General features: G+C 67.8%; 19 protein-coding genes and 1 tRNA gene. 5 read left to right on the top strand and 15 right to left on the bottom strand.

Going from position 1 to position 20,360, the window contains the following annotated elements:
• Nucleotide 1: 1 nt before the first annotated feature.
• From ATO4_RS10245 to ATO4_RS10205, 9 genes are all read right to left on the bottom strand, one after another.
• Complete coding sequence (locus ATO4_RS10245) at nt 2-799, bottom strand: ABC transporter ATP-binding protein (RefSeq protein WP_083591435.1); 798 nt, start codon at nt 797-799, stop codon at nt 2-4.
• A gap of 140 nt (nt 800-939) precedes the next feature.
• Nucleotides 940-1,578 (bottom strand): hypothetical protein, encoded by a 639-nt coding sequence (locus ATO4_RS10240; RefSeq protein ID WP_083591434.1) that lies wholly within the window; start codon nt 1,576-1,578, stop codon nt 940-942.
• A 64-nt stretch (nt 1,579-1,642) separates the two neighbouring features.
• A complete protein-coding gene (locus ATO4_RS10235; protein WP_083591433.1) occupies nt 1,643-2,617 on the bottom strand; it encodes a PQQ-dependent catabolism-associated beta-propeller protein in 975 nt (324 codons plus the stop codon).
• 63 nt (nt 2,618-2,680) lie between these two features.
• A complete protein-coding gene (locus ATO4_RS10230; protein ID WP_139802373.1) occupies nt 2,681-2,962 on the bottom strand; it encodes a dihydroxyacetone kinase subunit DhaK in 282 nt (93 codons plus the stop codon).
• Nucleotides 2,963-3,137: 175 nt separating this feature from the next.
• Entirely contained in the window at nt 3,138-3,773 is a 636-nt protein-coding gene (locus ATO4_RS10225; RefSeq protein WP_083591431.1) for a response regulator transcription factor, read from the bottom strand.
• A 10-nt stretch (nt 3,774-3,783) separates the two neighbouring features.
• Nucleotides 3,784-5,199, bottom strand: a complete 1,416-nt coding sequence (locus ATO4_RS10220; RefSeq protein WP_083591430.1) for a histidine kinase — start codon at nt 5,197-5,199, stop codon at nt 3,784-3,786.
• A gap of 331 nt (nt 5,200-5,530) precedes the next feature.
• Nucleotides 5,531-6,199, bottom strand: a complete 669-nt coding sequence (locus ATO4_RS10215) for a hypothetical protein (RefSeq protein ID WP_083591429.1) — start codon at nt 6,197-6,199, stop codon at nt 5,531-5,533.
• 188 nt (nt 6,200-6,387) lie between these two features.
• Nucleotides 6,388-7,296 (bottom strand): hypothetical protein, encoded by a 909-nt coding sequence (locus ATO4_RS10210; RefSeq protein ID WP_139802372.1) that lies wholly within the window; start codon nt 7,294-7,296, stop codon nt 6,388-6,390.
• Nucleotides 7,293-8,567 carry a hypothetical protein gene (locus tag ATO4_RS10205; RefSeq protein WP_139802371.1) on the bottom strand — a complete coding sequence of 425 codons (1,275 nt, stop codon included), beginning with the start codon at nt 8,565-8,567 and terminating at the stop codon, nt 7,293-7,295. The genes ATO4_RS10210 and ATO4_RS10205 overlap by 4 nt, the downstream gene beginning before the upstream one ends.
• 53 nt (nt 8,568-8,620) lie before the next feature.
• Between ATO4_RS10205 and ATO4_RS10200 the strand changes: the two genes are divergently transcribed.
• The 3 genes from ATO4_RS10200 (at nt 8,621) to ATO4_RS10190 (ending at nt 11,689) form a co-directional block, all read left to right on the top strand.
• On the top strand, nt 8,621-9,310 hold the full coding sequence (locus tag ATO4_RS10200) for a glycosyltransferase (protein WP_083591426.1): 690 nt from the start codon (nt 8,621-8,623) through the stop codon (nt 9,308-9,310).
• Nucleotides 9,311-9,393: 83 nt separating this feature from the next.
• On the top strand, nt 9,394-10,227 hold the full coding sequence (locus tag ATO4_RS10195) for a 3-deoxy-manno-octulosonate cytidylyltransferase (RefSeq protein WP_083591425.1): 834 nt from the start codon (nt 9,394-9,396) through the stop codon (nt 10,225-10,227).
• Between the two features lie 214 nt (nt 10,228-10,441).
• Nucleotides 10,442-11,689, top strand: a complete 1,248-nt coding sequence (locus ATO4_RS10190) for a DUF3095 family protein (RefSeq protein ID WP_083591424.1) — start codon at nt 10,442-10,444, stop codon at nt 11,687-11,689.
• Between the two features lie 33 nt (nt 11,690-11,722).
• On the opposite strand, the gene ATO4_RS10185 is transcribed toward ATO4_RS10190, so the two are convergent.
• Nucleotides 11,723-12,256, bottom strand: coding sequence for a disulfide bond formation protein B (locus ATO4_RS10185; RefSeq protein ID WP_083591423.1), 534 nt, complete (start codon nt 12,254-12,256; stop codon nt 11,723-11,725).
• Nucleotides 12,257-12,266: 10 nt separating this feature from the next.
• Complete coding sequence (locus ATO4_RS10180) at nt 12,267-12,848, bottom strand: YqaA family protein (protein ID WP_083591422.1); 582 nt, start codon at nt 12,846-12,848, stop codon at nt 12,267-12,269.
• A gap of 253 nt (nt 12,849-13,101) precedes the next feature.
• Between ATO4_RS10180 and ATO4_RS10175 the strand changes: the two genes are divergently transcribed.
• Nucleotides 13,102-13,187, top strand: a tRNA-Leu gene (locus tag ATO4_RS10175).
• 76 nt (nt 13,188-13,263) lie between these two features.
• Here the strand turns inward: ATO4_RS10175 and purU are convergent.
• Nucleotides 13,264-14,115 carry a formyltetrahydrofolate deformylase gene (purU, locus tag ATO4_RS10170; protein ID WP_083591421.1) on the bottom strand — a complete coding sequence of 284 codons (852 nt, stop codon included), beginning with the start codon at nt 14,113-14,115 and terminating at the stop codon, nt 13,264-13,266.
• A 287-nt stretch (nt 14,116-14,402) separates the two neighbouring features.
• Here purU and guaB point away from each other — a divergent pair, with 287 nt between their 5' ends.
• Entirely contained in the window at nt 14,403-15,902 is a 1,500-nt protein-coding gene (gene guaB / locus ATO4_RS10165; protein ID WP_083591420.1) for an IMP dehydrogenase, read from the top strand.
• 122 nt (nt 15,903-16,024) lie between these two features.
• On the opposite strand, the gene ATO4_RS10160 is transcribed toward guaB, so the two are convergent.
• The 3 genes from ATO4_RS10160 to ATO4_RS10150 all read right to left on the bottom strand — a co-directional run bounded on the left by ATO4_RS10160 (nt 16,025) and on the right by ATO4_RS10150 (nt 20,302).
• Nucleotides 16,025-17,086: a Gfo/Idh/MocA family oxidoreductase gene (locus ATO4_RS10160; RefSeq protein WP_176222932.1), complete on the bottom strand. Its 1,062-nt coding sequence runs from the start codon at nt 17,084-17,086 to the stop codon at nt 16,025-16,027.
• A gap of 139 nt (nt 17,087-17,225) precedes the next feature.
• Nucleotides 17,226-18,383: a PQQ-dependent sugar dehydrogenase gene (locus tag ATO4_RS10155; RefSeq protein WP_083591418.1), complete on the bottom strand. Its 1,158-nt coding sequence runs from the start codon at nt 18,381-18,383 to the stop codon at nt 17,226-17,228.
• A 143-nt stretch (nt 18,384-18,526) separates the two neighbouring features.
• On the bottom strand, nt 18,527-20,302 hold the full coding sequence (locus tag ATO4_RS10150) for an adenylate/guanylate cyclase domain-containing protein (RefSeq protein ID WP_083591417.1): 1,776 nt from the start codon (nt 20,300-20,302) through the stop codon (nt 18,527-18,529).
• Between the last annotated feature and the right edge of the window lie 58 nt (nt 20,303-20,360).

Genomic DNA, 20,360 nt, shown 5'->3' with positions numbered 1-20,360 from the left:
CTCATGCGTGCATCTCCTCCGGCTCGATCGCCCTTGCCCGCACGCCGGTGAGCCGGGTGAAGGCGTCGCCGATCGTCTTCGCGCCTTCGGCCGCGAGGATGTCCGGGACCCGCCCTTCGGCCAGCACCTTGCCCTGGTGGAGGACGACCACCCGGTCGCTGGCGTCGATCTCGTCGATGAGGTGCGTCGCCCAGAGGACGCTGACGCCTTCCTCCTTCACCAGCCGGCGGACCTCGGCGAGGATCGCGGCCCGCGAGCGGATGTCGAGGCCGACGGTCGGCTCGTCGAGCAGGATCAGCCGCGGCCGGTGCATGAAGGCGCGGACGATCTCGATGCTCCTGAGCTGTCCCCCGGAGAGGTTGCGCGCCTTTTCCTGGAGCCGCGAGCGCAACTCGGAGGTCGCGAGAATCTCGGCGATTCGCGCCCTGGCCGCCGATGCGGGCATGCCGTGCAGCGCAGCGTGATAGACGAGGTTCTGGCTGATCGACAGGTCGAGGTCGAGGGTGCGGGCCTGGAAGACGACGCCGAGCCGGCGCAGCGCCTCGCCAGGATCGGTCGAAAGGTCGAAGCCGAGGATGCGCATCGCGCCATCGCGGACGTTGAACAGCCGCGTGATCAGCGAGAACAGGGTCGACTTGCCGGCGCCGTTGGGCCCGAGAAGCGCGGTGAAGGAGCCCTGCGGCACGGTGAAGGAGACGGCGTCGAGGGCCTTGCGCTGGCCATAGGAATGGCTGACCCGCTCGACGGCGAGGGCGGGAAGACCGTGCGGCTGGTGGTGTGTCAGGGTCCCGTCCTGCATTCCTGCATCGCTTTCCTCGGCGCCTTGTCCCTTATAGGGCAGAGGCTTGTCTGGAGGCCAGAGGCCTGAACGGCTTCAGGCTCGAACGGCATGAGGCCGCGGAGTGATCCGCGGCCTCTCTGTCGCTGCGATGACCGATGTCACGGTACGACGGTGATCGTGCCCTTCATCTCGTGCTCTTCGTCGAGCCCGCCGACGCTCCATTCGTAGCGGCCGGGCCGAACGGTCTGGAACTGGACGGTGATGGTGCCGTGGGCGTCATATTCCAGCCAGGCCGGCGCGCCCGCCATGTGGATCTCGAGATCGTCGATGACGATCTGGTTCATCCAGACGTTGCGGAAGAAGTCCGGCGCGTTGAACTTGTACTCGATGTCGCCCTCGGACTTGATGTCCCAGCGATAGGCCTGGCCGGCGCGCATGTAGAAGTCGTTGTGACTGACCTTGAAGGGCTCACCGCCCTGGCCGAGCACGAGAGGCGTGATGATCTGCGAGGACAGGCTGTTCTTCGGCAGGCCGATCTGGTCGCCGTTCAACGCCGCCGCCGGCATCATCTCCGAGCCCTTCGGGATCTTCAGCCCGTCGGCCGCCGGAACCATGTTCGCACCATGGCTTTCGCCGTCATCATCGTCGTCATCATCGTCATCGGCCTCGGCGGTGGCCGATGCCGCCGGCTTGGCCGCGTCGTCATCGTCTGCCTGAGCAAAGGCAGGGCCGGCCGGCGCGAATGCGACGCCCAGGCCGAAAACGGTCGCCATCAGTGCGAGCCAAGGTGATTTCATCTCGATATCCTCCCGGATTTCAGAAAATCGTACAGCGCAGATCGGTTCAGGCAGAGCGGCCAGATCAGTTCGGCGTGACGGCGACGCCCCACGGTTGCTGGCCGACCTGGACGCTCTTGATGGCCTTGTCGGATGCGACGTCGATGATCGTGATGTCGTTCGACAGGCCATTGGTGGTGAAGAGGTACTGCTGGTCCGGCGAGAAGGCCAACTGCCAGACGCGCTGGCCGACGAGCAGATAGTCCGTGACCTCGTAGGTCGAGGTGTCGATCACCGCCACCCGGTTGGCGGGTCCGAGCGCCACATAGGCCTTGGTGCCGTCGTCGCTGATGCGGACGCCCACCGGCTGGATCGCCTCGGAGCGGATGCCGGGAATCTCGAAGGTGATCTTGTGGGTGATCTCCTTGGTCGCGGCATCGATCACCGAGACCGTCCCGCCGATCTCGGCGGACACCCAGATCTCCGATCCGTCCTGCTTGTACTGGGCGAAGCGGGGGCGGGAATCGACGAGGACGTTGGCGGTGATCTGCTGGCTGTCGCGATCGATGAAATGCGCCATGTTCGTCGTTTCCGACGTGTTCACGATGGTGTTGCCGTCGGGCGAAACGCCCATCCCTTCCGGCTCGACGCCGACCGGGATCTCGGCGAGGCGGGCGCCGGTCTTCAGGTCGATGACGGTGACGAGATTGTCGTCCTCGTTGGCGGCGTAGAGCTGGTCGCCGCTCGGCGACACGACGAGGAGCTCGGGGTCGGGCCCCGAGGGGAGTGTGCGCTTGAAGGCGTGGGTCTCGGTGTCGTATTCCTGGATGGTGTCGTCGTCGCTCGCGCAGACGTAGAGAGACTTGCCGTCCGGACTGACCGCGATGCCGCGGGGCCGCTGCCCGACCTTGAAGGTGTCGACGACGGCGAAGTCCTGCTGCGAATCGAGCACCGTGATGTCGTTGCCCTTTTCGTTCGACACGAAGACCTTGTAGGCGAAGGCCGGGCTCGCCGATGAGGCGAGAAGTGCGGCGAGGGCCGCTACGGACAGACGTCTCAAATCGTTCCTCCCATGAGCCGGTCGCGTTGTGCGGCCGGTGGACCCTTCAGGCGATGCGATGGACTATTCGTCGATCGACATCACGATGATCTTGTAGTCGCCATTGAGCTTGATGTCGTACTGGCCGATCTCGCAGGTCGCATCGTCGACCTCGAAGAGGGTCTCGCTCTCCTTCTCGACGGCCGGCGCCGTGCAGCCGATCTTCGCCAGCGTTTCTGCGACCTTGGCGACCTCATCGGCGGACGCCATGTCTTCGACGGTTTCCGCTTGCTGGGCAAGGACGGGACCCGACGCGAAGACAGGCGCGAGGGCCAATGCCAGGGTCAGTGCGAGCCGTTTCGTCATGGACATGTTCGTCATGGACATTGCGAGCCTCCCGTCCCGTGTGCCGGTGCCCACCGCCCCGCACGACTTGCCCTTGGGAGAGACAAGCCGCGAGGGGCGGCGACACCTGAATTGCTAGCGTGCAGAATTCCCTCTCCGCAACAGGACAAGTTCCCTTAAATCTCGCCAGGGCCGATCATTCGCCGCTGCCCAGCATGCGCCCGCCCTTGGTTTCCAGCGCGAACCGCACGAGATCGGAGGTGCGCTCGACGCCGAGCTTCTCCTTCATCCGGGTCGAGGTGTTGGCGACGGTCTTGTAGGCGACGCCGAGGCCGTCGGCGATCTCGGTGAGGCTCTTGCCGTCGCCGAGCATGTGGAGGATCTGCAGCTCGCGCCGGGTGAGGTCGGAAACGCCGGTGTCGCGGGTGGTGTGCTCGCTCATCAGCGCCGATGTCTCGCTGTCGACATAGGGCTCGTTCGCCTTGGCCTTTTCCAGCGCCACCAGCAGCTCGTCCGAGGGAGCGCTCTTCGAGACGTAGCCGAGCGCGCCCTCGCGCCGGGCCGAGACGGCGTAGACGACGTCGGAATACATCGAGAAGATGACGATCCTCGCCTTCGGATCGTCGGCCCGCAGCCGGCGCAGCACGTCGAGACCGCTGCCGTTCTTCAGGTTGATGTCGAGGATCGTCACGTCCGGCCGCATGGCGCGGAACTCGCGCAGCGCCTCCGACGGGCTCTCGGCCTCGGCGATCGCCGTGATGGTGATGGGTTCGACCAACCGGCGGATGCCGTCGCGAACCACCTTGTGGTCGTCGACGATCAGCAGTTTCATCTCGCGTCCTTCACGTCTCGTCCCTCAAGGTCGCCATGGCGCCCGTCGCGGCCGTCTCGTCGAGCGGCATTCTATCGGACAGCCGAGGGGCGCCGGCAAGGCGGCTTGCGGCAACGGGCACGGCGCCGGACACCTTCACCCCGCGTGGCCGGGCGATTTCCTCCACCTGCATCGCGCCGCCGGCGGCCTCGATCCGTTCGCGCATGCCGACGAGGCCGAAGCCGCCCTCCGGCCGCTTGCCGGAAAAACCGCCGCCGTCGTCGCTGACCGTGAAGGCGAGGCAGCCGGCAACTGCCTCGACCGTGATGGTGATCACGTCCGGCGTGCCATGGCGCAGCGCGTTTGTCACGGCTTCCCTGACGGCGCGGTGGACGAGAGTCTCGACGGTGGCGCCGAATTCGCCGTCGCAGAGCTCGAGGTCGAAGTCGATTCCTTCGTGGCGCGAGCGAAGCTCGGCGACCATCTCCTCGATCGCGCCCTTGAGGCCGAGGCCGGACATCGCGCCCGGCCGCAGATTGCCGAGAATGCGCCGCAGTTGCCGGCGCGCCTGATGGGCCGCCGCGACGATCCCCCCGGCGCGCTCGACGATGACCTTAGGCGAGGGGCTCTCGGCGTTCGCCGCGCGGCGGATGCTGGAGGCATCGACGTCGATGGCGAAGAGCAGCGGCCCGATGTCGTCGTGGAGATCGCGGGCGAGCTCGGCGCGCTCCTCGTCCTGGAGATGCAGCAGGCGTTCGGAGAGCCGCCGGTTGCGGCTCGAGATCGCCTCGATGCGCTCCGTCATGGTGTTCAGCCCGCTCGCCAGCTCGCGCATCTCGGGCGGGCCTTCCGGCTGGACCTTGACCGAATAGTCGCCGCCGCCGATGCGGGTGAAGGCGTCGTGGATCGCGGTCAGGGGCCGGAGCGCCCGGTCGGCGACGATCCAGATGGCCAGGAAGGCGAGGGCGAGGAACAGCACCAGAAGGCCGAGCGACGTCAGGAGATCGAACCAGGCGTCGGCGAGCTCGTTGCGCGGATCGACGATGATCGCGGCCGACGTGATCGGGGCGGAGACGGCCGTGAGCGGCATGACCGTCGTCGAGGGATCGGAGGAAAGCAGCCTGGCGAACCAGTTGGGCAGGGCGCCGAAACCCTCCGCCATGAACGACTGGTCGCGGATGACGCCGAGGGAATCGATCAGCAGGATCTTGACCCGGCGATCGCCGTTGAAGGTGCGAACGAAGCCGGCGAGCTTGCCGCGCGCATCGCCCGATGCCGGCAGTTCGGCGACCAGCTGGGCGACGCGGTTGGTGGCGACGCTGCGGGCGGCCTGCAGCTCGGTGTGGATGTTGTCGCGCGCCTGGAAGAAGGTCAGCACCGCGCCGATGATGACGATGGCGGCGAAGGCCAGTGTCAGGGTCAGCGCGAGGCGGGCCTTCAGCGACATCGTTCGACCGATCCTCCAGTGTCTGCCCATCTCGCCCCTTCGCCCCGAAGCTGCCTGACGCCGTGACGAGACAGATAGTTCATCCAGGCGAACGATGTCTGCTTCATGTCCGGTGGAAATGGGGAAGGATCGGCTGAAAGGACGAAGCGAGCTTCATCCGGGAATGCGGGGCAGGATGACGAGGCCGCCGGGAGGGAACAGGCTGCGGGCAGTCCGCCGTACCCGCCGGCCCTCGGCCGAGCCCGCAGATACCGTCTCGAATGTGACCTTGGACCGGCGGCGTCGCCAGAACGCGTCACCGGGCCTGCGGACGGGGCCGCCCGCCGGCTTCTCAGCCGCGATAGAGCGGCAGCCCTGTCGCCTCCGAGAGGCTCGGCTCGCTGGTTTTCACGTGGGGATGATGGGCGGCGACCGCGATCAGTGCCGCACGATCTTCCGGACCGTGTTTGCGCTGCAGATTCAGGTCGTTGTAGGCGTGGCCCGTCTGATCGAGGGAGATGCCCGCGATGACGACCTCGGGGACCTCGTGGGCGATCGCGAATGCGAGCATCGACAGGGCGCTGGATGGTCTCAGATGGTCTCCGACACCGCGGAACCGCGAATGCATCGCATGCAGCACGTAGTCGTCCCGCTCGTGGCTGAGCAGTTCGCATTCCTTGTCCGACGCCTTGCGGCCCAGTCGCGAGAAATAGACCCGCCAGGAGACCTTGTTGCGAACCCGCAGCACCAGCGACAGGTTGAGATCGTTCCAGCGCGCCTCGTCCCACGTGGTCGCGAGGGTGATGTCGGCGTCCGGAAGGCCATGCTGCCTGGCGCTGCGTCCCGCGAACTTCACATAGGCGTAGACGGTATCGTCTGGCAGCTTCGACGGGATGGACGGATTGGGCGCCGAGCCGAGCATGAACCATGGCCGGCCCAGCAGGCCGTGTTGCTGCAGCCATGTCTCATTGAAGCGCAATGTGCGCTTGAAATTGGCCGAGACGGAATTTGCTTTGGGCATGGTTCTGGGTCCGGGGTCTCTTCAGGATTCTCGAAATGACGCTTGCGGTCGCATCTGATCCTGGATGCGGGCTGACGTTGCCGCAATTCCCCTTCCAGACGCTGCGAGCGGGAGAGGTTTCGCAAAACCCCATGCTGCGACCCGGCCGTAGGCTTCCCCCGGTCACGCAGCCGGATGTGCCATAAGGCTCAACCATTCGACGGACGCCATCTTCGGAGCCCCGCGGTCTCGGCCAGATCGTCTTCGGTCGTCGACACGCGCGGTTCGGTGCGGAGCCGGTCGAGAATCACGGCATCCTCTTCGACCTGGCGCCGCACCCGGCCGAGATCGTCGTAGGAGTGTCCGGTCTTCGAGAGCGAGATTCCCGCGACGACGATTTCCGGCACGCCGAGCAGCAGACCGTAGCAGATGGCCGCGACGCCGTTCGTCACCTTGCCGAGATCGCCGATCATCTCGACCGAGGCGCCGCTGACATGGGTGACCATGGCCTCCCTGTCCCTGCGCCGCAGCGGCGCCACCCGACCGATGTGGTCGTACGGCTTGTTGATGAGGAGAGGGCGCAGCAGGAACCTCGGCGCCGTGTGGATCCACAACAGGCCCCGGGTGTCGATGTGCGGATGCTCGGCCCAGGACTTCTTCTTGGCTCTCAGCGTCAGGTCCGCGCGACCGAGCCCCAGCGCTGCCGCCGTGCGGCCCGCATTGTTGATGTCGATGCGCGCGTGGCTGGGGAAGAGTTCCGGCGGAACGGTCGGATCCGGAGCCGAGCCGAGGATCAGCCAGGGCCGGTCTCTTATGCCGAGGCCGTCGAGCCACGCGCCGTGGAAACGGACGAACTCGGCGAGGTGGGTGTCCGGCTTGGCGAGCGGACGGTCGAGGGACGAAAGAGAACTGGCGCCGGACATGGGCGTCGAAATCCGATGCTTGATGCGAGGACGGTCATCTATCGACTGGAAGATAACCGTACGAATGGCAAGGGCCTGAGTCGCGGACGAGGTCGGTCCTGCCGGCGTTGAACAAGCGTGCTGGCGCGCTGGTGTCAGGCCGCTCATCGGGTCGACGCGAGCGCGCCGGGGATCGAGCGACGCCATATCGCTCAACTGCTCGGTGCCTCGATACGGGCCATTTCCGAGCGGTATGCCTCCGAGTTCTTGCGTACCCAGCCCTTGGCCGTCCAGATCGCGGAGCCTTCTCCGAAGTCGTGGTCGGCGAATGATATCGGCATCTGGGCCGTGGACAGTTCCCCCCGCGGCTCGATACTCCTGACGAGGCGATACACGGCGATCTGGTCGATATGGTAGCGGGGACGCATCGAGAGCATTCCCGCGAGAGCGCGGGCCAGACGATCGGCGAACCGGATGCCGTTTGCCGTCGGGTTGAAGCCGAGGGCGCTGGCCAGGACCTTGCGCACGCTGCTGGCCATCTGCGGCCGCTTGATCAGAAGTATGTCCGAGCCGCCCCGCACCTCGTCATAGGCTGGGGTGATCGGCCGGCGGGCGATGCCGTCGATGTCGAGGCACAGAACGGGAGACCGGGTAGCTTTCAGGATCAGCGGCGCGATCAGGAAACGCACGCAGGTGTAATAGATCGTCGGGACGTGGGGCAGGCTCGCACCGTAGCCTTCGTCCCACGTGACGGTGAGGTCGACGTGCGACAGTCTGGCCGCGAGGGCGCGAGCGTCGTCGAGCACCTCCGTCGTGGGTCCGCAAAGATGCAGGTGAAAGCGCTCGGGCTGGCCATGGCGTTCGATCGAGCGCAGCATAGTCACGGCGAATTCGCGATAGTAGAGGTCATTGCAGGCGGCCAGAAGCACCGGCGCACCTTCGCCCTCTGGCAGCGTGCCGAGGATGGTCTTCTCGATCCGGGCGTAATCCGCCGCATGGGCCTCGTCGGAGGCGATGACCCGGGCGACGCATCGTCCGATCCGCCAGCGCATCAGCAGCGAGTGGTTCTTTTTTTCGATCGCGCTCGGATGCTTGGCATTCATGATCGTCTCCGTCGCGGCATCGAGGATGAGCGGTCTATATAATTCCAGCACAGCGAAGGCCAGCAGCAGCAAGGCCATGTCGGTGAAACACGGTGGCAAACTCCATCGCCGATGGGGTCGACGCGGGCGCAGAGCGGCGCACGCGACGACGCCCGGGGGGCTCGAAGCTGGGACGTTCGGAAGGGCTGCATGGCGGGCGGCGAAGCTTGCTTGGGAAGGGCATGCGCCGGCTTCGGCCGCGCGCTCTGCCACTCCAGCCCCGTTGGATGCGGACTTGATCCAGCGCAAGGACGCTGCATGCCAATGCGGGTGAAACGCCACCCGATGCGCAGCCAGGATCGAATCCGCGCCCGCGGATCCCGAATCTGCCAGCTTCGGCTTCAAGTCGCGCACGCTTCTTGCTAGAGCAGGCGCAAACGGAAAGGGAAAAGTCTCCAATGTCCATCGATACCGCCCGCGTTTTCATCGGCTTCGACACCAAGGAGGTGGTCGCCTACCATGTGCTCGCCCAGAGCATCCTCGAAAAGTCTTCGATGCCGGTCGAGTTTTCTCCAATCGTTCTAAAGAACCTCGAGGGTGTCTTCACCCGTGAGCGCAACAACCTGCAGACCACCGAGTTTTCCTTTTCCCGCTTCCTCGTGCCGGCGCTCTCGAACTTCGAGGGTTGGAGCCTGTTCATGGATTGCGACATGCTGATGCGCACCGACATCGCCGAATTGTGGAAGCTGCGGGACGACCGCTATGCTGCGATGTGCGTCAAGCACGACTACGTGCCGAAGGTCGAGACCAAGTTCCTCGGCCAGACCCAGACCAAGTACGAGAAGAAGAACTGGTCGAGCGTCATCCTCTTCAACAACGCCAAGTGCCGCGCGCTCACGCCCGACTACGTGAACTCGGCGACGGGCCTGCAGCTGCACCAGTTCAAGTGGCTGGAGAGCGACGACCTGATCGGCGAATTGCCGGCGGAGTGGAACTGGCTGGTCAACGAATACGACTACAAGGAGGACGCCAGGAACGTCCACTTCACCGATGGCGGCCCGTATTTCGACGAATACAAGGGCTGCGACTATGCCGACGAGTGGTTCGCGGCCCGCGAACGCACCCTGTTCGTCCAGCAGCGGTCCTGATCCGCAACGCGCGTCCCTTTCCGACGCCTGTCCCTTTCGCCGGTCGCGTGATGCGCGGCCGGCGATGCTCGTGAGGGCCGCCCATGTCGCCACAAAGGCAAGACCTGCCTGAGGACGTTGCCGGCTGGGCCGGCTACTTCTCCCGCTTTGCGACCGTCGTCCTCGTCGCCAACAGCGAGGCGGCCGATGTCGGCGCGTTGCGCGAGCGCCATTCGGGCCGCGTGCTCTTCGTCTTCTTCAACAAGGTCTACAAGGTCCTGCCGGGACCGTTCGAACGCCCCAGCCTGCTCGTCGCGCGGTCGAGCCCGGCCGGCGCCAACATCGTGCATCGCCGCGAGGTGGAGACCGTCTGCAAGCACTTCCCCGGCCCGGACTTCCACGGCGTCCTCAATCTCAAGGCCGTTGCGGCCGAGCGGTTCAGCGAGGCCGAGGAATTCGGCGAACGGCCGGTCGGCCACATCGACCTCACCGACCACTTCGCCGGCTTCTATCCCGCCGACTACGCCCCGACGACGGGCTTCGCCCTCGCGGTCTGGCTGACCGAGGCCTGTCCCGAATTGCGGGTCGTCCTCGCCGGCTTCTCGGCGGAACGCTCGGACCGCTGGAAACTCTTCCACGACCACGACTGGACCTTCGAGCAGATCGTCCTGAGGCTGATGGCGCGCTCCGGCCGCATCGTGATGGCCGGCGGTCGCTCGGCAGGGTCGCTCGACGCGATCGCCGCGCGGTTTCCGCAGATCGATCCGGCCGAGGTGGCGCTGGTCGCCTGCGAGGTGCTCGCCGCCCGGCAGGAAGGAACCAACCGCTCCGTCGACCGGCTGTACTCCATCATCAAGCCGCTGGCTGGCCTCGACAGGCTGTTCCGGCGTCTGAAGCCGAAGACGCGTAAAGAGAAGCTCGACGAACAACGCCAGTGACCGCGCGCGATGCCGTCACGCGGCGCGCGTTGGAGACCGGCTGCAGCCGATCCGGCGTCCATCACACGATCGTCAGGCCGGATGGAGCCCGCACGCCGTCTGGACGACTGCGCCTTTCGCGCAGATGGTTGCGTTCGACGGCCCGGCGTGATGGCATCGCGGCGGGAGCTGCCGCCTCGCGCGGTCTGGCGTGGCGCGGGGACGATCTCGGACAATGACGGTGCACGGCATTTCGGACGGCATTTCGCCCATCGGCGCCGGTTTTTCTGCGGATGAGCGGCCTGCGGCGTCTGCTCCCCTGGCCTTCTTCGCGTCCCTGCCGGTCGAGACCGATTTCGCCCGCCTCGCGGATCTGGCCCTCTACCATGCGCTGCCCGGCGACTGGGTGCTCGGCATCGCCGACATCGAGCGCTCTACCGACGCCATCGGGAGCGGTCGCTACAAGGCGGTGAATACGGTTGCCGCCGCGGTCATCGCCGCGCTGGCCAATCAGCTGCCGGAGCGCGACTTCCCCTTCGTCTTTGCCGGCGACGGGGCGAGCTTCGCGCTGCCGCCGGACTATGCCGAGACCGGCCGTGCGGCGCTGTCCGCCGTTGCCGGCTGGGCGCTGGAGGCCTTCGGCTTTCGCCTGCGGGTGGCGATGGTGCCCGTCGAGACGATCCGGACGCGCGGCCAGGATGTCCGGGTGGCGCGTTTCGCCGCCTCGCCGAGCGTCGCCTACACGATGTTCTCCGGTGGCGGGCTGGCCTATGCCGAGGCGCGGATGAAAGCGGGCGAGTTCGCCATCGAACCGGCGACGGGGGAGGCGGCGCGTCCCGACCTGTCCGGCCTTCTGTGCCGCTTCTCGCCGATCCCGGCGCGCCGCGGGGTGATCCTCTCGCTGATCGTGCTGCCGGCCGAAGGGGCCGATGCGGCAGCCTTCTCCGCCGTTGCGGCCGACATCCTGGCGCTTGCCGCCGACGATGCGGATGCCGGCCGGCCGGTGCCGGAAGCCGGCCCGGAACAGCGCTGGCCGACGGCGGGGCTGATGCTGGAAGCCCGCACGGCCGCGGCCCGTTCCGGGCGCCCGCTGTGGCTGTCGACGCCGGTGGTGGCCGTGCGGTCGCTGCTCGCCCATCTGGCGTTTGCGGCCGGCATCCGGATCGGCGGCTTCGAGCCTGCCCGCTACCGCGCCGAGCTCGTGCGCAACACCGACTTCCGCAAGTTCGACGACGGCCTCCGGCTGACGCTCGACTGCACCGTCGAGGTCGCCGATCGCATCGCCGAGCGGGTCGGCCGGGCGGAAGCCGAGGGCATCGTCTGTGCCGGACTGCACCGCCAGGACGCCGCGCTGATGACATGCTTCGTTCCGGCCGCGGGCCGCTCCGATCACGTTCACTTCGTCGACGGCGCGATGGGCGGCTACGCGGCCGCCGCGGCGATGGCGCTGCGCAAGCGTTCACGTCCCGCGGCCCTGGCATGATGCCGGCGCGCCGGTTCCGCGCGAGCCTGCCGCTCAGGCGAGGCGGTCGGCCTTCGCGAAGGCGGATCTGAGCGCGACGGCGGCAAACAGCGCCGAGGCGACGGCATTCCAGCCGGCGAAGGACAGGCCGAGGAAGCGTCCGGCGGCGGCATCGCAGGACGGCGGATGCACCGCGTCGATATCGGCGAGGAGATCGCCGGACGACAGGTCGCCGCCGCCGACCTGGGAGCAGCCGCTCGGGCCCAGCCAGAGGTGCCACTCGACGCCGGCGTGATAGATGCCGAGGCCGAGCGAGACGAGCATCACCAGCCCGATGAGGAGGATCAGCCCGCGGACCAGCGGCGCCGGCGCGCGGCCGGCCGCCGCGACGAAGGCGACGAGGGCGAGGGGCACGCCGACATAGTAGGGAATGCGCTGGGTGAGGCAGAGCGCGCAGGGAATGTAGCCGCCGACATATTGGAACAGGAGCGCCGAGCCGACGGTGATCGCCATGCCGGCGAGAAGGAAGCCGGTGGCGAGCACCTGCCGGAAGCCGGTCGGTCGGCGCGCAAGGTCTGAGATTGCCATGGTCTGTGCCTCAGAAGAGAAAGCGGATCGCAGCGAACCCGCCGATCAGAAGGATCATGAACACGGTGAAGAGGAGGCCGAGGTTCCTCTCGATGAAGCCCTGGATCGGGGCGCCGTAGCGGTTGAGCAGGAAGGCGATCAGGAAGAACCTCGCGCCGCGCCCGACGATTGAGACGAGGGTGAAGACGACGAGGTTGAGGCCGGTGACGCCCGAGAAGATCGTCAGGACCTTGTAAGGGAAGGGCGTCAGTGCCGCGAAGAGCACCGCCCAGCCGCCCCATTCGTTGTATTTCGCCGTCATTTCGGCGAACGCGTCGGCCTTGCCGTAGAAGGCGAGGATCGGCTCGCCGAGGACGTCGAAGAACAGGGCGCCGATGGCATAGCCGAGAAACGCCCCGAGCACCGAGCCGACCGTCGCCACGAGCCCGATCCGGAACCACTTCCGGCGCTCGGCGATCACCATCGGGATGATCAGGACGTCCGGCGGGATCGGGAAGACCGAGCTCTCGATGAAGGCGATGGCGCCCAGCGCCCGTTCGGCATGGCGGGTCGCGGCGAGCGACATGACCCAGTCGTAGAGGCGGCGCAGCATGAAAGGGTGGGTCCGGGCTCTGGCGGCGGGAGAGGGCAGGCGACTGCGCCTGCGATTAGGCCGAAGCGGCGGCGATGGCAATCCCGCCCGGGCGCCACGCGGCAAGAGGGGCCCCGCAAGCCAGCGCCGGGATCGCCCCCGACTGTCTCTTCCCGCGGCGAATCTCCGCCTCGCCATCTGGACGCGGCGGCCATGGCTGTGTCATTGAGACTGCCGCGATCGTCACCGATCCCGGCAGACTGCCGGATGGCTTGCGGGTGTGGCGGAATGGTAGACGCGACGGACTCAAAATCCGTTTCTGGTGACAGAGTGTCGGTTCGAGTCCGACCACCCGCACCATGTTCCCAGTCAGCATCAGGATGCGCGCCGTCGGCTACCTTGGGCGACGGAAGCCAGCAGCATCTGAAGGCTGGCTTCACCCGAACACCACCGTCCGCGAGCCGTTCAGCATCACCCGGCCTTCCAGGTGCAGCTTGACCGCCCGGGCGAGGACCCGGGCCTCGATGTCGCGGCCCGTCGCGACGAGGTCGTCCGGCGACAGGGCGTGGGAGACGCGCTCGGTCTCCTGCTCGATGATCGGCCCCTCGTCGAGGTCGGCGGTGACGTAGTGGGCCGTCGCGCCGATCAGCTTCACGCCCCTCTGATGGGCCTGGTGATAGGGCTTGGCGCCCTTGAAGCTCGGCAGGAAGGAGTGGTGGATGTTGATGACCTTGCCCGACAGCCGTTTCGACAGGTTGTCCGACAGGATCTGCATGTAGCGGGCGAGGACGACGAGGTCGCAGTCGCTCTCGCGCACCAGCTTCAGGAGCTTGTCCTCCTGCTCGGCCTTGGTCTCCTTCGTCACCGGCCAGTGGTGGAAGGGGATGCCGTTGGCCTCCGCCGTCTCGCGGCTGTTGTCCCGGTTCGAGACGATGGCGACGACCTCGGCGTTCAGCCAGCCGGTGCGGATCTGGTAGAGGAGGTGGAGGAGGGCATGGTCGAAGGCCGAGACCATGACGATGATCTTCGGCCGCCGGCCCGCGTCGCGGATCTTCAGGCTCATGCCGAAGCGGTCGGCGAGCGGCGCGAGCTGGCGCTCCAGGCTGTCGCGGGAAATGTCGGCCTCGAAGTCGGCGGCGATGCGCAGGAAGAACCGGCCCGAATCGCGATCCCAGAACTGGGCGCTCTCGGCGATGTTGGCACCGGCCTCGAAGAGCTCCGTCGTCAGCCCGGCGACGATGCCGGGGCGGTCCTCGCAGGAGAGGGTGAGGATGGTGGATGTGGTCATGGTCTGCCTCGCGGATCGTGCCGGGGACAAGGGGTCGCCGACCGTTGCCGCCTGATTAGAAGAAGCCGGCGGCAGTTTCCAGCACCTCCGGCCGGGTGCTCCGGCCGGAAATCGCTCGATCGTCGAACGCACCGTCGCCGGCGGATGGGTTCGGAGCCGACGAAATGGCCAGCCGTTTCCGGGTCTTCTTGGCCGGCCACGCTTCCCATTGTCATGAACGCGTGGTAGCAGCCCTTGCCATCCCTTTTGACGCGCTGCGAAAGCGCTTCGCCTTCCGGAGGCATGGCATGGCCCAGATCATCGAGACCCCGACCGGCGCGACGGCGCTCACCTTCGACGACGTGCTGCTGCAGCCCGGCCACTCGGAGGTCCTGCCGAACCAGACCAACATCCGAACCCGGATTACTCGGACGCTGGAGCTGAACCTGCCGATCATCTCGGCGGCGATGGACACGGTGACCGAGGCGCGCCTCGCCATCGCCATGGCCCAGGCCGGCGGCATCGGCGTCATCCACCGCAACCTCACCCCGGCCGAGCAGGCCGAGGAAGTGCGGCAGGTGAAGAAGTTCGAGAGCGGCATGGTGGTCAACCCGGTCACCATCGGACCGGAGGCGACGCTGGGCGATGCCCGCGCGCTGATGGCGGCGCATCACATCTCGGGCATCCCCGTCGTTGCGAATGGCGGGCGCGGCGGCCAGACGCGCGGCCGGCTGGTCGGCATCCTGACCAATCGCGACGTCCGCTTCGCCACCGACGACCGCCAGCCGATCGCCGAGCTGATGACCAAGCGCAACCTCATCACCGTGCGCGAATCGGTCGAGCAGGAAGAGGCCAAGCGTCTGCTCCATCAGCACCGGATCGAGAAGCTCGTGGTCGTCGACGCCGAGGACAACTGCATCGGCCTGATCACCGTCAAGGACATCGAGAAGTCGCAGCTCAACCCCAATGCCGCCAAGGACCCGCAGGGCCGGCTCCTGGCGGCGGCCGCGACCTCGGTGGGAGACGACGGCTTCGAGCGGGCCGAGCGGCTGATCGACGCCGGCGTCGACCTCCTCGTCATCGACACCGCCCACGGCCATTCGCAGCGGGTGCTCGACGCGGTGGCGCGGGCGCGGCGGATCTCCAACACGGTCCAGATCATCGCCGGCAACGTCGCCACCGGCGACGGCACCAAGGCACTGATCGACGTGGGCGCCGACGGCGTCAAGGTCGGCATCGGGCCGGGCTCGATCTGCACCACCCGCGTCGTCGCCGGCGTCGGCATGCCGCAGCTGTCGGCGATCATGAGCGCGGCGGAAGCCGCCGACAAGGCCGGCATCCCGATCATCGCCGATGGCGGCATCAAGTTCTCCGGCGACATCGCCAAGGCGCTGGCGGCGGGCGCCGCGGCGGCCATGGTCGGCTCGCTTCTGGCCGGCACCGACGAGAGCCCCGGCGAGATCTATCTGCACCAGGGACGCTCCTACAAGGCGTATCGGGGCATGGGGTCGGTCGGCGCGATGGCGCGGGGCTCGGCCGATCGCTACTTCCAGGCCGAGGTGCGCGACACGCTGAAGCTCGTGCCCGAGGGCATCGAGGGCCAGGTCGCCTACAAGGGGCAGGTGGCGACCGTGCTGCACCAGCTCGCCGGCGGCCTGAAGGCGGCGATGGGCTATGTCGGCGCGGCCAATCTCGAGGAGCTGCGCAACCGCGCCCGCTTCATCCGCATCTCCAATGCGGGCCTGCGGGAGAGCCATCCCCACGACGTGACGATCACCCGCGAGAGCCCGAACTATCCCGGCAACTGATGCCAGCAGCCCGGGGGATCGGTTCCCGTGCCGCTGGTATCGAGCCCGCGCGGCGCTTGAGCGAAGACCCCCTTGGCGCCGGTCGAGGACCGGGGCCAAGGGTATGAGCGCCCGGTGAAATCCTATCGGCGAGCCGCCCGCGCGATCACCTCCAGCGCGGCGATGCTCGCCGAGAGCGGGTGGACAGGGCTCTGCGTCAGGCCGGCACGAAGGCATTCGGCGAAGTGGTCGGCCTGATACTGCAGCCCGCTGCCCACATGGGGCGTCTCGTAGGTTTCGGCTTTCGGCGCGTGGGCAGCCGGACCGGACGTCGCGCCGGACGCATCGTCGTCGCCATGGGCATTGCCGTGGAGGGACGGCGCGTCGTGACGGGCGTCGAGTGCGGTTCCCGCCACGTGCCGGTGGAGCATCAGGAGCGGCGGGCAGAAGAACGGACCCGCCAGGGCGATCCGGCCATGCTCCCCGGACACGGTGGCGCCGTTCGGCCCTTCGGTCTCGAAGCCGCAGGAGAGCTTCGTCAGCACCCTCCCGTGGCGGGTGACGAGAGCCGCCTGGCGCAGGCTGCCGGCACCGTTGCGCTCGGCGATCGCCGCCGTCTCGTCGGCAGGCCCGAAGAGATGCAGCGCCAGTGCGATCGGATAGACGCCGAGGTCGAGCAGCGCGCCGCCGGTCTCGGGGTCGAAGAGATCGAGGTCCGGATGGTAGTTCCGGGCATAGGAGAGATTGGCGGACAGCATCCGCGGCTCGCCGATGACGCCTTCGGCGAGCAGCGTCTTGAGCCTCGCGATCCCCGGCGTGAAGACCATCCACATGGCTTCCATGGCGAGGAGGCCGCGGGCCGCCGCCGTCTCCCGGATCGCCTCGGCTTCGGCGAGCGTCGGCGCCAGCGGCTTTTCCACCAGCACCGGCTTGCCGGCCTTCAGGGCGGCCAGCGCGATGGGCGCATGGGCGCGGTTGATCGTTCCGACATAGATCGCGTCGACGTCGTCCCGCGCCAGGATCTTCGCCGTCTCGTCAGCCGCGATGCCGGCCCCGAACTCGGCGGTGAAGCCCCAGGCGCGGCTCGCATCCCGCGAGCCGACGGCGACGAGGCGTCCCGTCGATGAATGCCGGAGGTCGCCGGCAAAACGCCGGGCGATGTGGCCGGTGCCGATGATGGCCCATCGCAGGAGGGGAGTGCTCATCCGGTTCGCTCCAGTCTGGGCAGGGCCGCGGCCGGACAGGGCCCCGACGGATCTCCAGACTAGCGGTGCCGATGCGGCTCGAACAGGCGGGGCCGATGCCGTCCCCGCCGATTTCTCGTGTCGAAGTCGGTCGTTGGCGTCAGCCGTTGGCATCGGCCGGGGTCAGCTTCAGGAGGCGGCCGCCCGAGCCGTCCTCGAGAAGCCACAACGCCCCGTCCGGACCCTGCTCCACCTCACGGATGCGCTCGCCCATGTTGAAGCGTTCGGTCTCGGCGCCGAGCGTGCCGTCGGCCTGCTCGCCGAAGCCGACCCGGATGAGAGCCTTGCTGGAGAGCCCGCCCATGAAGCCGTTGCCCTGCCACTCGGGGAACATCTCGCCGTCATAGATGACGAAGCCGGCCGGCGAGATGACGGGGCTCCAGGAGATCTCGGGCTTCTTGAACGCGTCGTTGGTGTCGTGATCGGGGATCTGCGAGCCATTGTAGTTGTCGCCGTTGGAGACGACCGGCCAGCCGTAGTTCTCGCCGGCAACGATACGGTTCAACTCGTCGCCGCCCCGAGGACCCATCTCGTGCGCCCAGAGCTGGCCGTCGCCGTTGAAGGCGAGGCCCAGCATGTTGCGGTTGCCGACGGTCCAGAACTGGCGGGCGAGGTCCCCCTGGTCCTGGAAGGGATTGTCGGCCGCCGGCGTCCCGTCGTCGTTGAGCCGGAGGATCTTGCCGAGATTGGTGTCCATGTCCTGAGCCGGCGTCTGCTTCTGGCGGTCGCCGGAGGTGACGAACATCAGACCGTCCGGGCCGAAGGCGATGCGGTGGGAATAGTGCCCCTGGCCGGAGACCTTCGGCACCTGTCGCCAGATCACTTCCATGCCTTCCAGCCGGGGCCGGTCGCCATCGGTGGCGAGCGTGCCGCGGGCGATGGCCGCGCCCTGGCCGCCGTCGCCTTCTTCCGCAAAGGACAGATAGACCGTCCGGTTCTCGGCGAAGTTCGGATGCAGGACCACGTCGCCGAGGCCGCCCTGGCCGCCATAGGCGACGGCGGGCACGCCCGATACCGGCGTCTTCTCGCTGCCGTCGGCGGAAACCTGCATCAGTGTCCCGGCCTGTTCGGTGATGAGCATCGAGCCGTCCGGCAGGAAGGTCATCGCCCAGGGCTCGTCGAATTCGGCGACGGGCTCCACCGCGATCGCCGCGCCCGAGGCACTTTCCAGCGTCGTCTGGGCCGCGGCAGGCGCCGAACAGATGAGGGCGAGGAGCGGCAGGGTGGCGACAGACGTCAGTTTCTGGAGCTTTGGCATGTTGCTTTTCCCGTTGTCGTGAGCCCCGGCGAAGCCCAGACGCCGCCGAAGTTATTGGCGGCGTTCGACGTTCGGCACGGGTTCGTCGGAGCGATATGGCGCGCTCGCGGTGCGGCGAGAGACCCAAGGCGGTCAATCCGGCTTCACCCTGTCGTGACCGCCGCCGTGGGGGCGGCCACATTGCCCGCCGGCGGCGCGGCCATGGCGAGCGCCTCCGCCAGGGACGCAGCGTCGGCGAAGACGAGCACCTCGATCGCCCGGGTGGAGCCGCGCAGCTCCGCGATGCGGCGCTGGCCGGCGCCGTCGTGCGGGAGGCCGGCGAGCGCGACGATGTCGGCGGAGACGCTCAGCGCCGCCTCCTGCGACTTGGCGAAATCCTGCAGCCGCGAGGCGACGTTGATGGTGCGGCCGAGCGCGGTTCGCGCCAGGGGCCCGTGGGCGCCGCCGCCGATCTGCCCAAGGATGGCCGGGCCGCCATGGATGCCGATGGCGACCCGCAGAGGCACCTCCCACTCCGTCGCGTTCTCGCGGTTCATCGCCTCGACGGTCTCGAGGATCTTCAGCGCGGCGTGAAGCGCCTGGCGCGCCGAGCGCTCGCTCTGGCGCCCGATCGGGAACAGCGCCATCACCCCGTCGCCCATGAACTTGTCGATCTCGCCGCCATGGGCCTCGATCTGCCGGCCCACCCGGTCGAAATAGGCGTTGAGGAGATGCACCACGTCATAGGGCAGCCAGCGCTCGGCGATCCCGGTGAAGCCGCGCAGATCGGCGAACAGGGCGACGACCTCCCGCTCGACGCCGAAGCGGTAGGGATCGGCGAGCGTCGCCGCGTCGTAGATCTCGCCGGCGCCGACCAGCCGGCGCAGCGCGACGTCGCGGCTCGGCCGATACTGGCAGGCGAGGCGCACGTCGGGCGGCGCCTTGATCTTCTTCAGGAGGGCCGCTTCGCCGGCATTCGGCGGGTCGACGAGCGGATCGTGGCCCTTCAGGACGAGAATCCGGCAGGTCGAGCAGCGGGCCCGGCCGTTGCAGGCCGAGGCATGGGGAATGTCGGCCTGCCGGCTGGCTTCGAGCACCGTGCCGCCCCTGGCCGTCACCACCGTTCGCGTCGTCCCGTCGCCGTTGTCGTAATGCATGACGACGCGCCGGCGCCGTCGCCGGATGATCGGCTTCAGCACCTGGTAGAGGATCAACAGGGCGAGGCCGGCGATTGCGGCGAGGCGGGTCGTCTGGGAGGCGTCGATGACCTCCGGGGGAATCGGCGTCCCGGTGGGACCGTTCGCCACGACGGTTCTGCCGCCGGCGACGAAGCCGGTGAAGGCGAGGAGCAGGATCGCGGTCGCCAGCGCGGCCAGCATCGCCTCGATCCGCGGATAGATGGGCTTGGTCTGCAGCCACTGGCGGATGCCGAGGCAGCCATGCACCCAGACGAAGGCGAGCAGCACGGTCTGGAGCAGCGCCCCTGCCGGCCAGATCTGGGCGAGCAGCCGGTCATAGCCGATCTGCTCGCCGAAGAGGATGTCGGCGCCGCGCGTGCCGACGATGTGCGGAAACAGGACGATCGGGATGGCGAGGCCGGTGGCGATCTGGAGGATCTGGGTTCCCGGCAGGCGCCAGTTGTGGCGTCTGGCGAGGGACTGGAACGCGACGACGACGTGGATGGCGAGCGACCCGTAGAGGAGGACCGTCCCGACCGGATTGTCCCAGATCGCCCACTTGATGCCGGCCCCGAAGGCGAGGGCGTCCAGGGAGATGTTGCCGAGAGCGTGGTTCAGCAGGTGGGTGGTGGCGTAGGCGAACAGCACGATCCCCGTCGCCTGACGCCAGCGCAGCGGATCGCGCAGCCGGGCCGGGATCTTCTGGCGAAGCGCCCGTCGCAGGGTGCCGGGCCGGCGTGCGCTCTCGGGGGCTGCAGACATGCCGTTCGTCCTCGCGGGTGGTTCGGTTCAGGAGAAAGAACCCGGCATTGCGACCATT

The organism is Aurantimonas sp. 22II-16-19i (assembly GCF_002088275.1).
Lineage (GTDB): Bacteria > Pseudomonadota > Alphaproteobacteria > Rhizobiales > Rhizobiaceae > Jiella.
The sequence above is the reverse complement of the archived record's forward strand: the minus strand, read 5'-3'. Positions and strand labels throughout refer to the sequence as shown.

What these genes read in the sequence shown, in the direction of transcription:
- ATO4_RS10245 (WP_083591435.1), bottom strand. Translation starts at nt 799, where the DNA reads ATGCAGGACGGGACCCTGACACACCACCAGCCGCACGGTCTTCCCGCC.
- ATO4_RS10240 (WP_083591434.1), bottom strand. Translation starts at nt 1,578, where the DNA reads ATGAAATCACCTTGGCTCGCACTGATGGCGACCGTTTTCGGCCTGGGC.
- ATO4_RS10230 (WP_139802373.1), bottom strand. Translation starts at nt 2,962, where the DNA reads ATGACGAAACGGCTCGCACTGACCCTGGCATTGGCCCTCGCGCCTGTC.
- ATO4_RS10225 (WP_083591431.1), bottom strand. Translation starts at nt 3,773, where the DNA reads ATGAAACTGCTGATCGTCGACGACCACAAGGTGGTTCGCGACGGCATC.
- ATO4_RS10220 (WP_083591430.1), bottom strand. Translation starts at nt 5,199, where the DNA reads ATGTCGCTGAAGGCCCGCCTCGCGCTGACCCTGACACTGGCCTTCGCC.
- ATO4_RS10215 (WP_083591429.1), bottom strand. Translation starts at nt 6,199, where the DNA reads ATGCCCAAAGCAAATTCCGTCTCGGCCAATTTCAAGCGCACATTGCGC.
- ATO4_RS10200 (WP_083591426.1), top strand. Translation starts at nt 8,621, where the DNA reads ATGTCCATCGATACCGCCCGCGTTTTCATCGGCTTCGACACCAAGGAG.
- ATO4_RS10195 (WP_083591425.1), top strand. Translation starts at nt 9,394, where the DNA reads ATGTCGCCACAAAGGCAAGACCTGCCTGAGGACGTTGCCGGCTGGGCC.
- ATO4_RS10190 (WP_083591424.1), top strand. Translation starts at nt 10,442, where the DNA reads ATGACGGTGCACGGCATTTCGGACGGCATTTCGCCCATCGGCGCCGGT.
- ATO4_RS10185 (WP_083591423.1), bottom strand. Translation starts at nt 12,256, where the DNA reads ATGGCAATCTCAGACCTTGCGCGCCGACCGACCGGCTTCCGGCAGGTG.
- ATO4_RS10180 (WP_083591422.1), bottom strand. Translation starts at nt 12,848, where the DNA reads ATGCTGCGCCGCCTCTACGACTGGGTCATGTCGCTCGCCGCGACCCGC.
- purU (WP_083591421.1), bottom strand. Translation starts at nt 14,115, where the DNA reads ATGACCACATCCACCATCCTCACCCTCTCCTGCGAGGACCGCCCCGGC.
- guaB (WP_083591420.1), top strand. Translation starts at nt 14,403, where the DNA reads ATGGCCCAGATCATCGAGACCCCGACCGGCGCGACGGCGCTCACCTTC.
- ATO4_RS10160 (WP_176222932.1), bottom strand. Translation starts at nt 17,086, where the DNA reads ATGAGCACTCCCCTCCTGCGATGGGCCATCATCGGCACCGGCCACATC.
- ATO4_RS10155 (WP_083591418.1), bottom strand. Translation starts at nt 18,383, where the DNA reads ATGCCAAAGCTCCAGAAACTGACGTCTGTCGCCACCCTGCCGCTCCTC.
- ATO4_RS10150 (WP_083591417.1), bottom strand. Translation starts at nt 20,302, where the DNA reads ATGTCTGCAGCCCCCGAGAGCGCACGCCGGCCCGGCACCCTGCGACGG.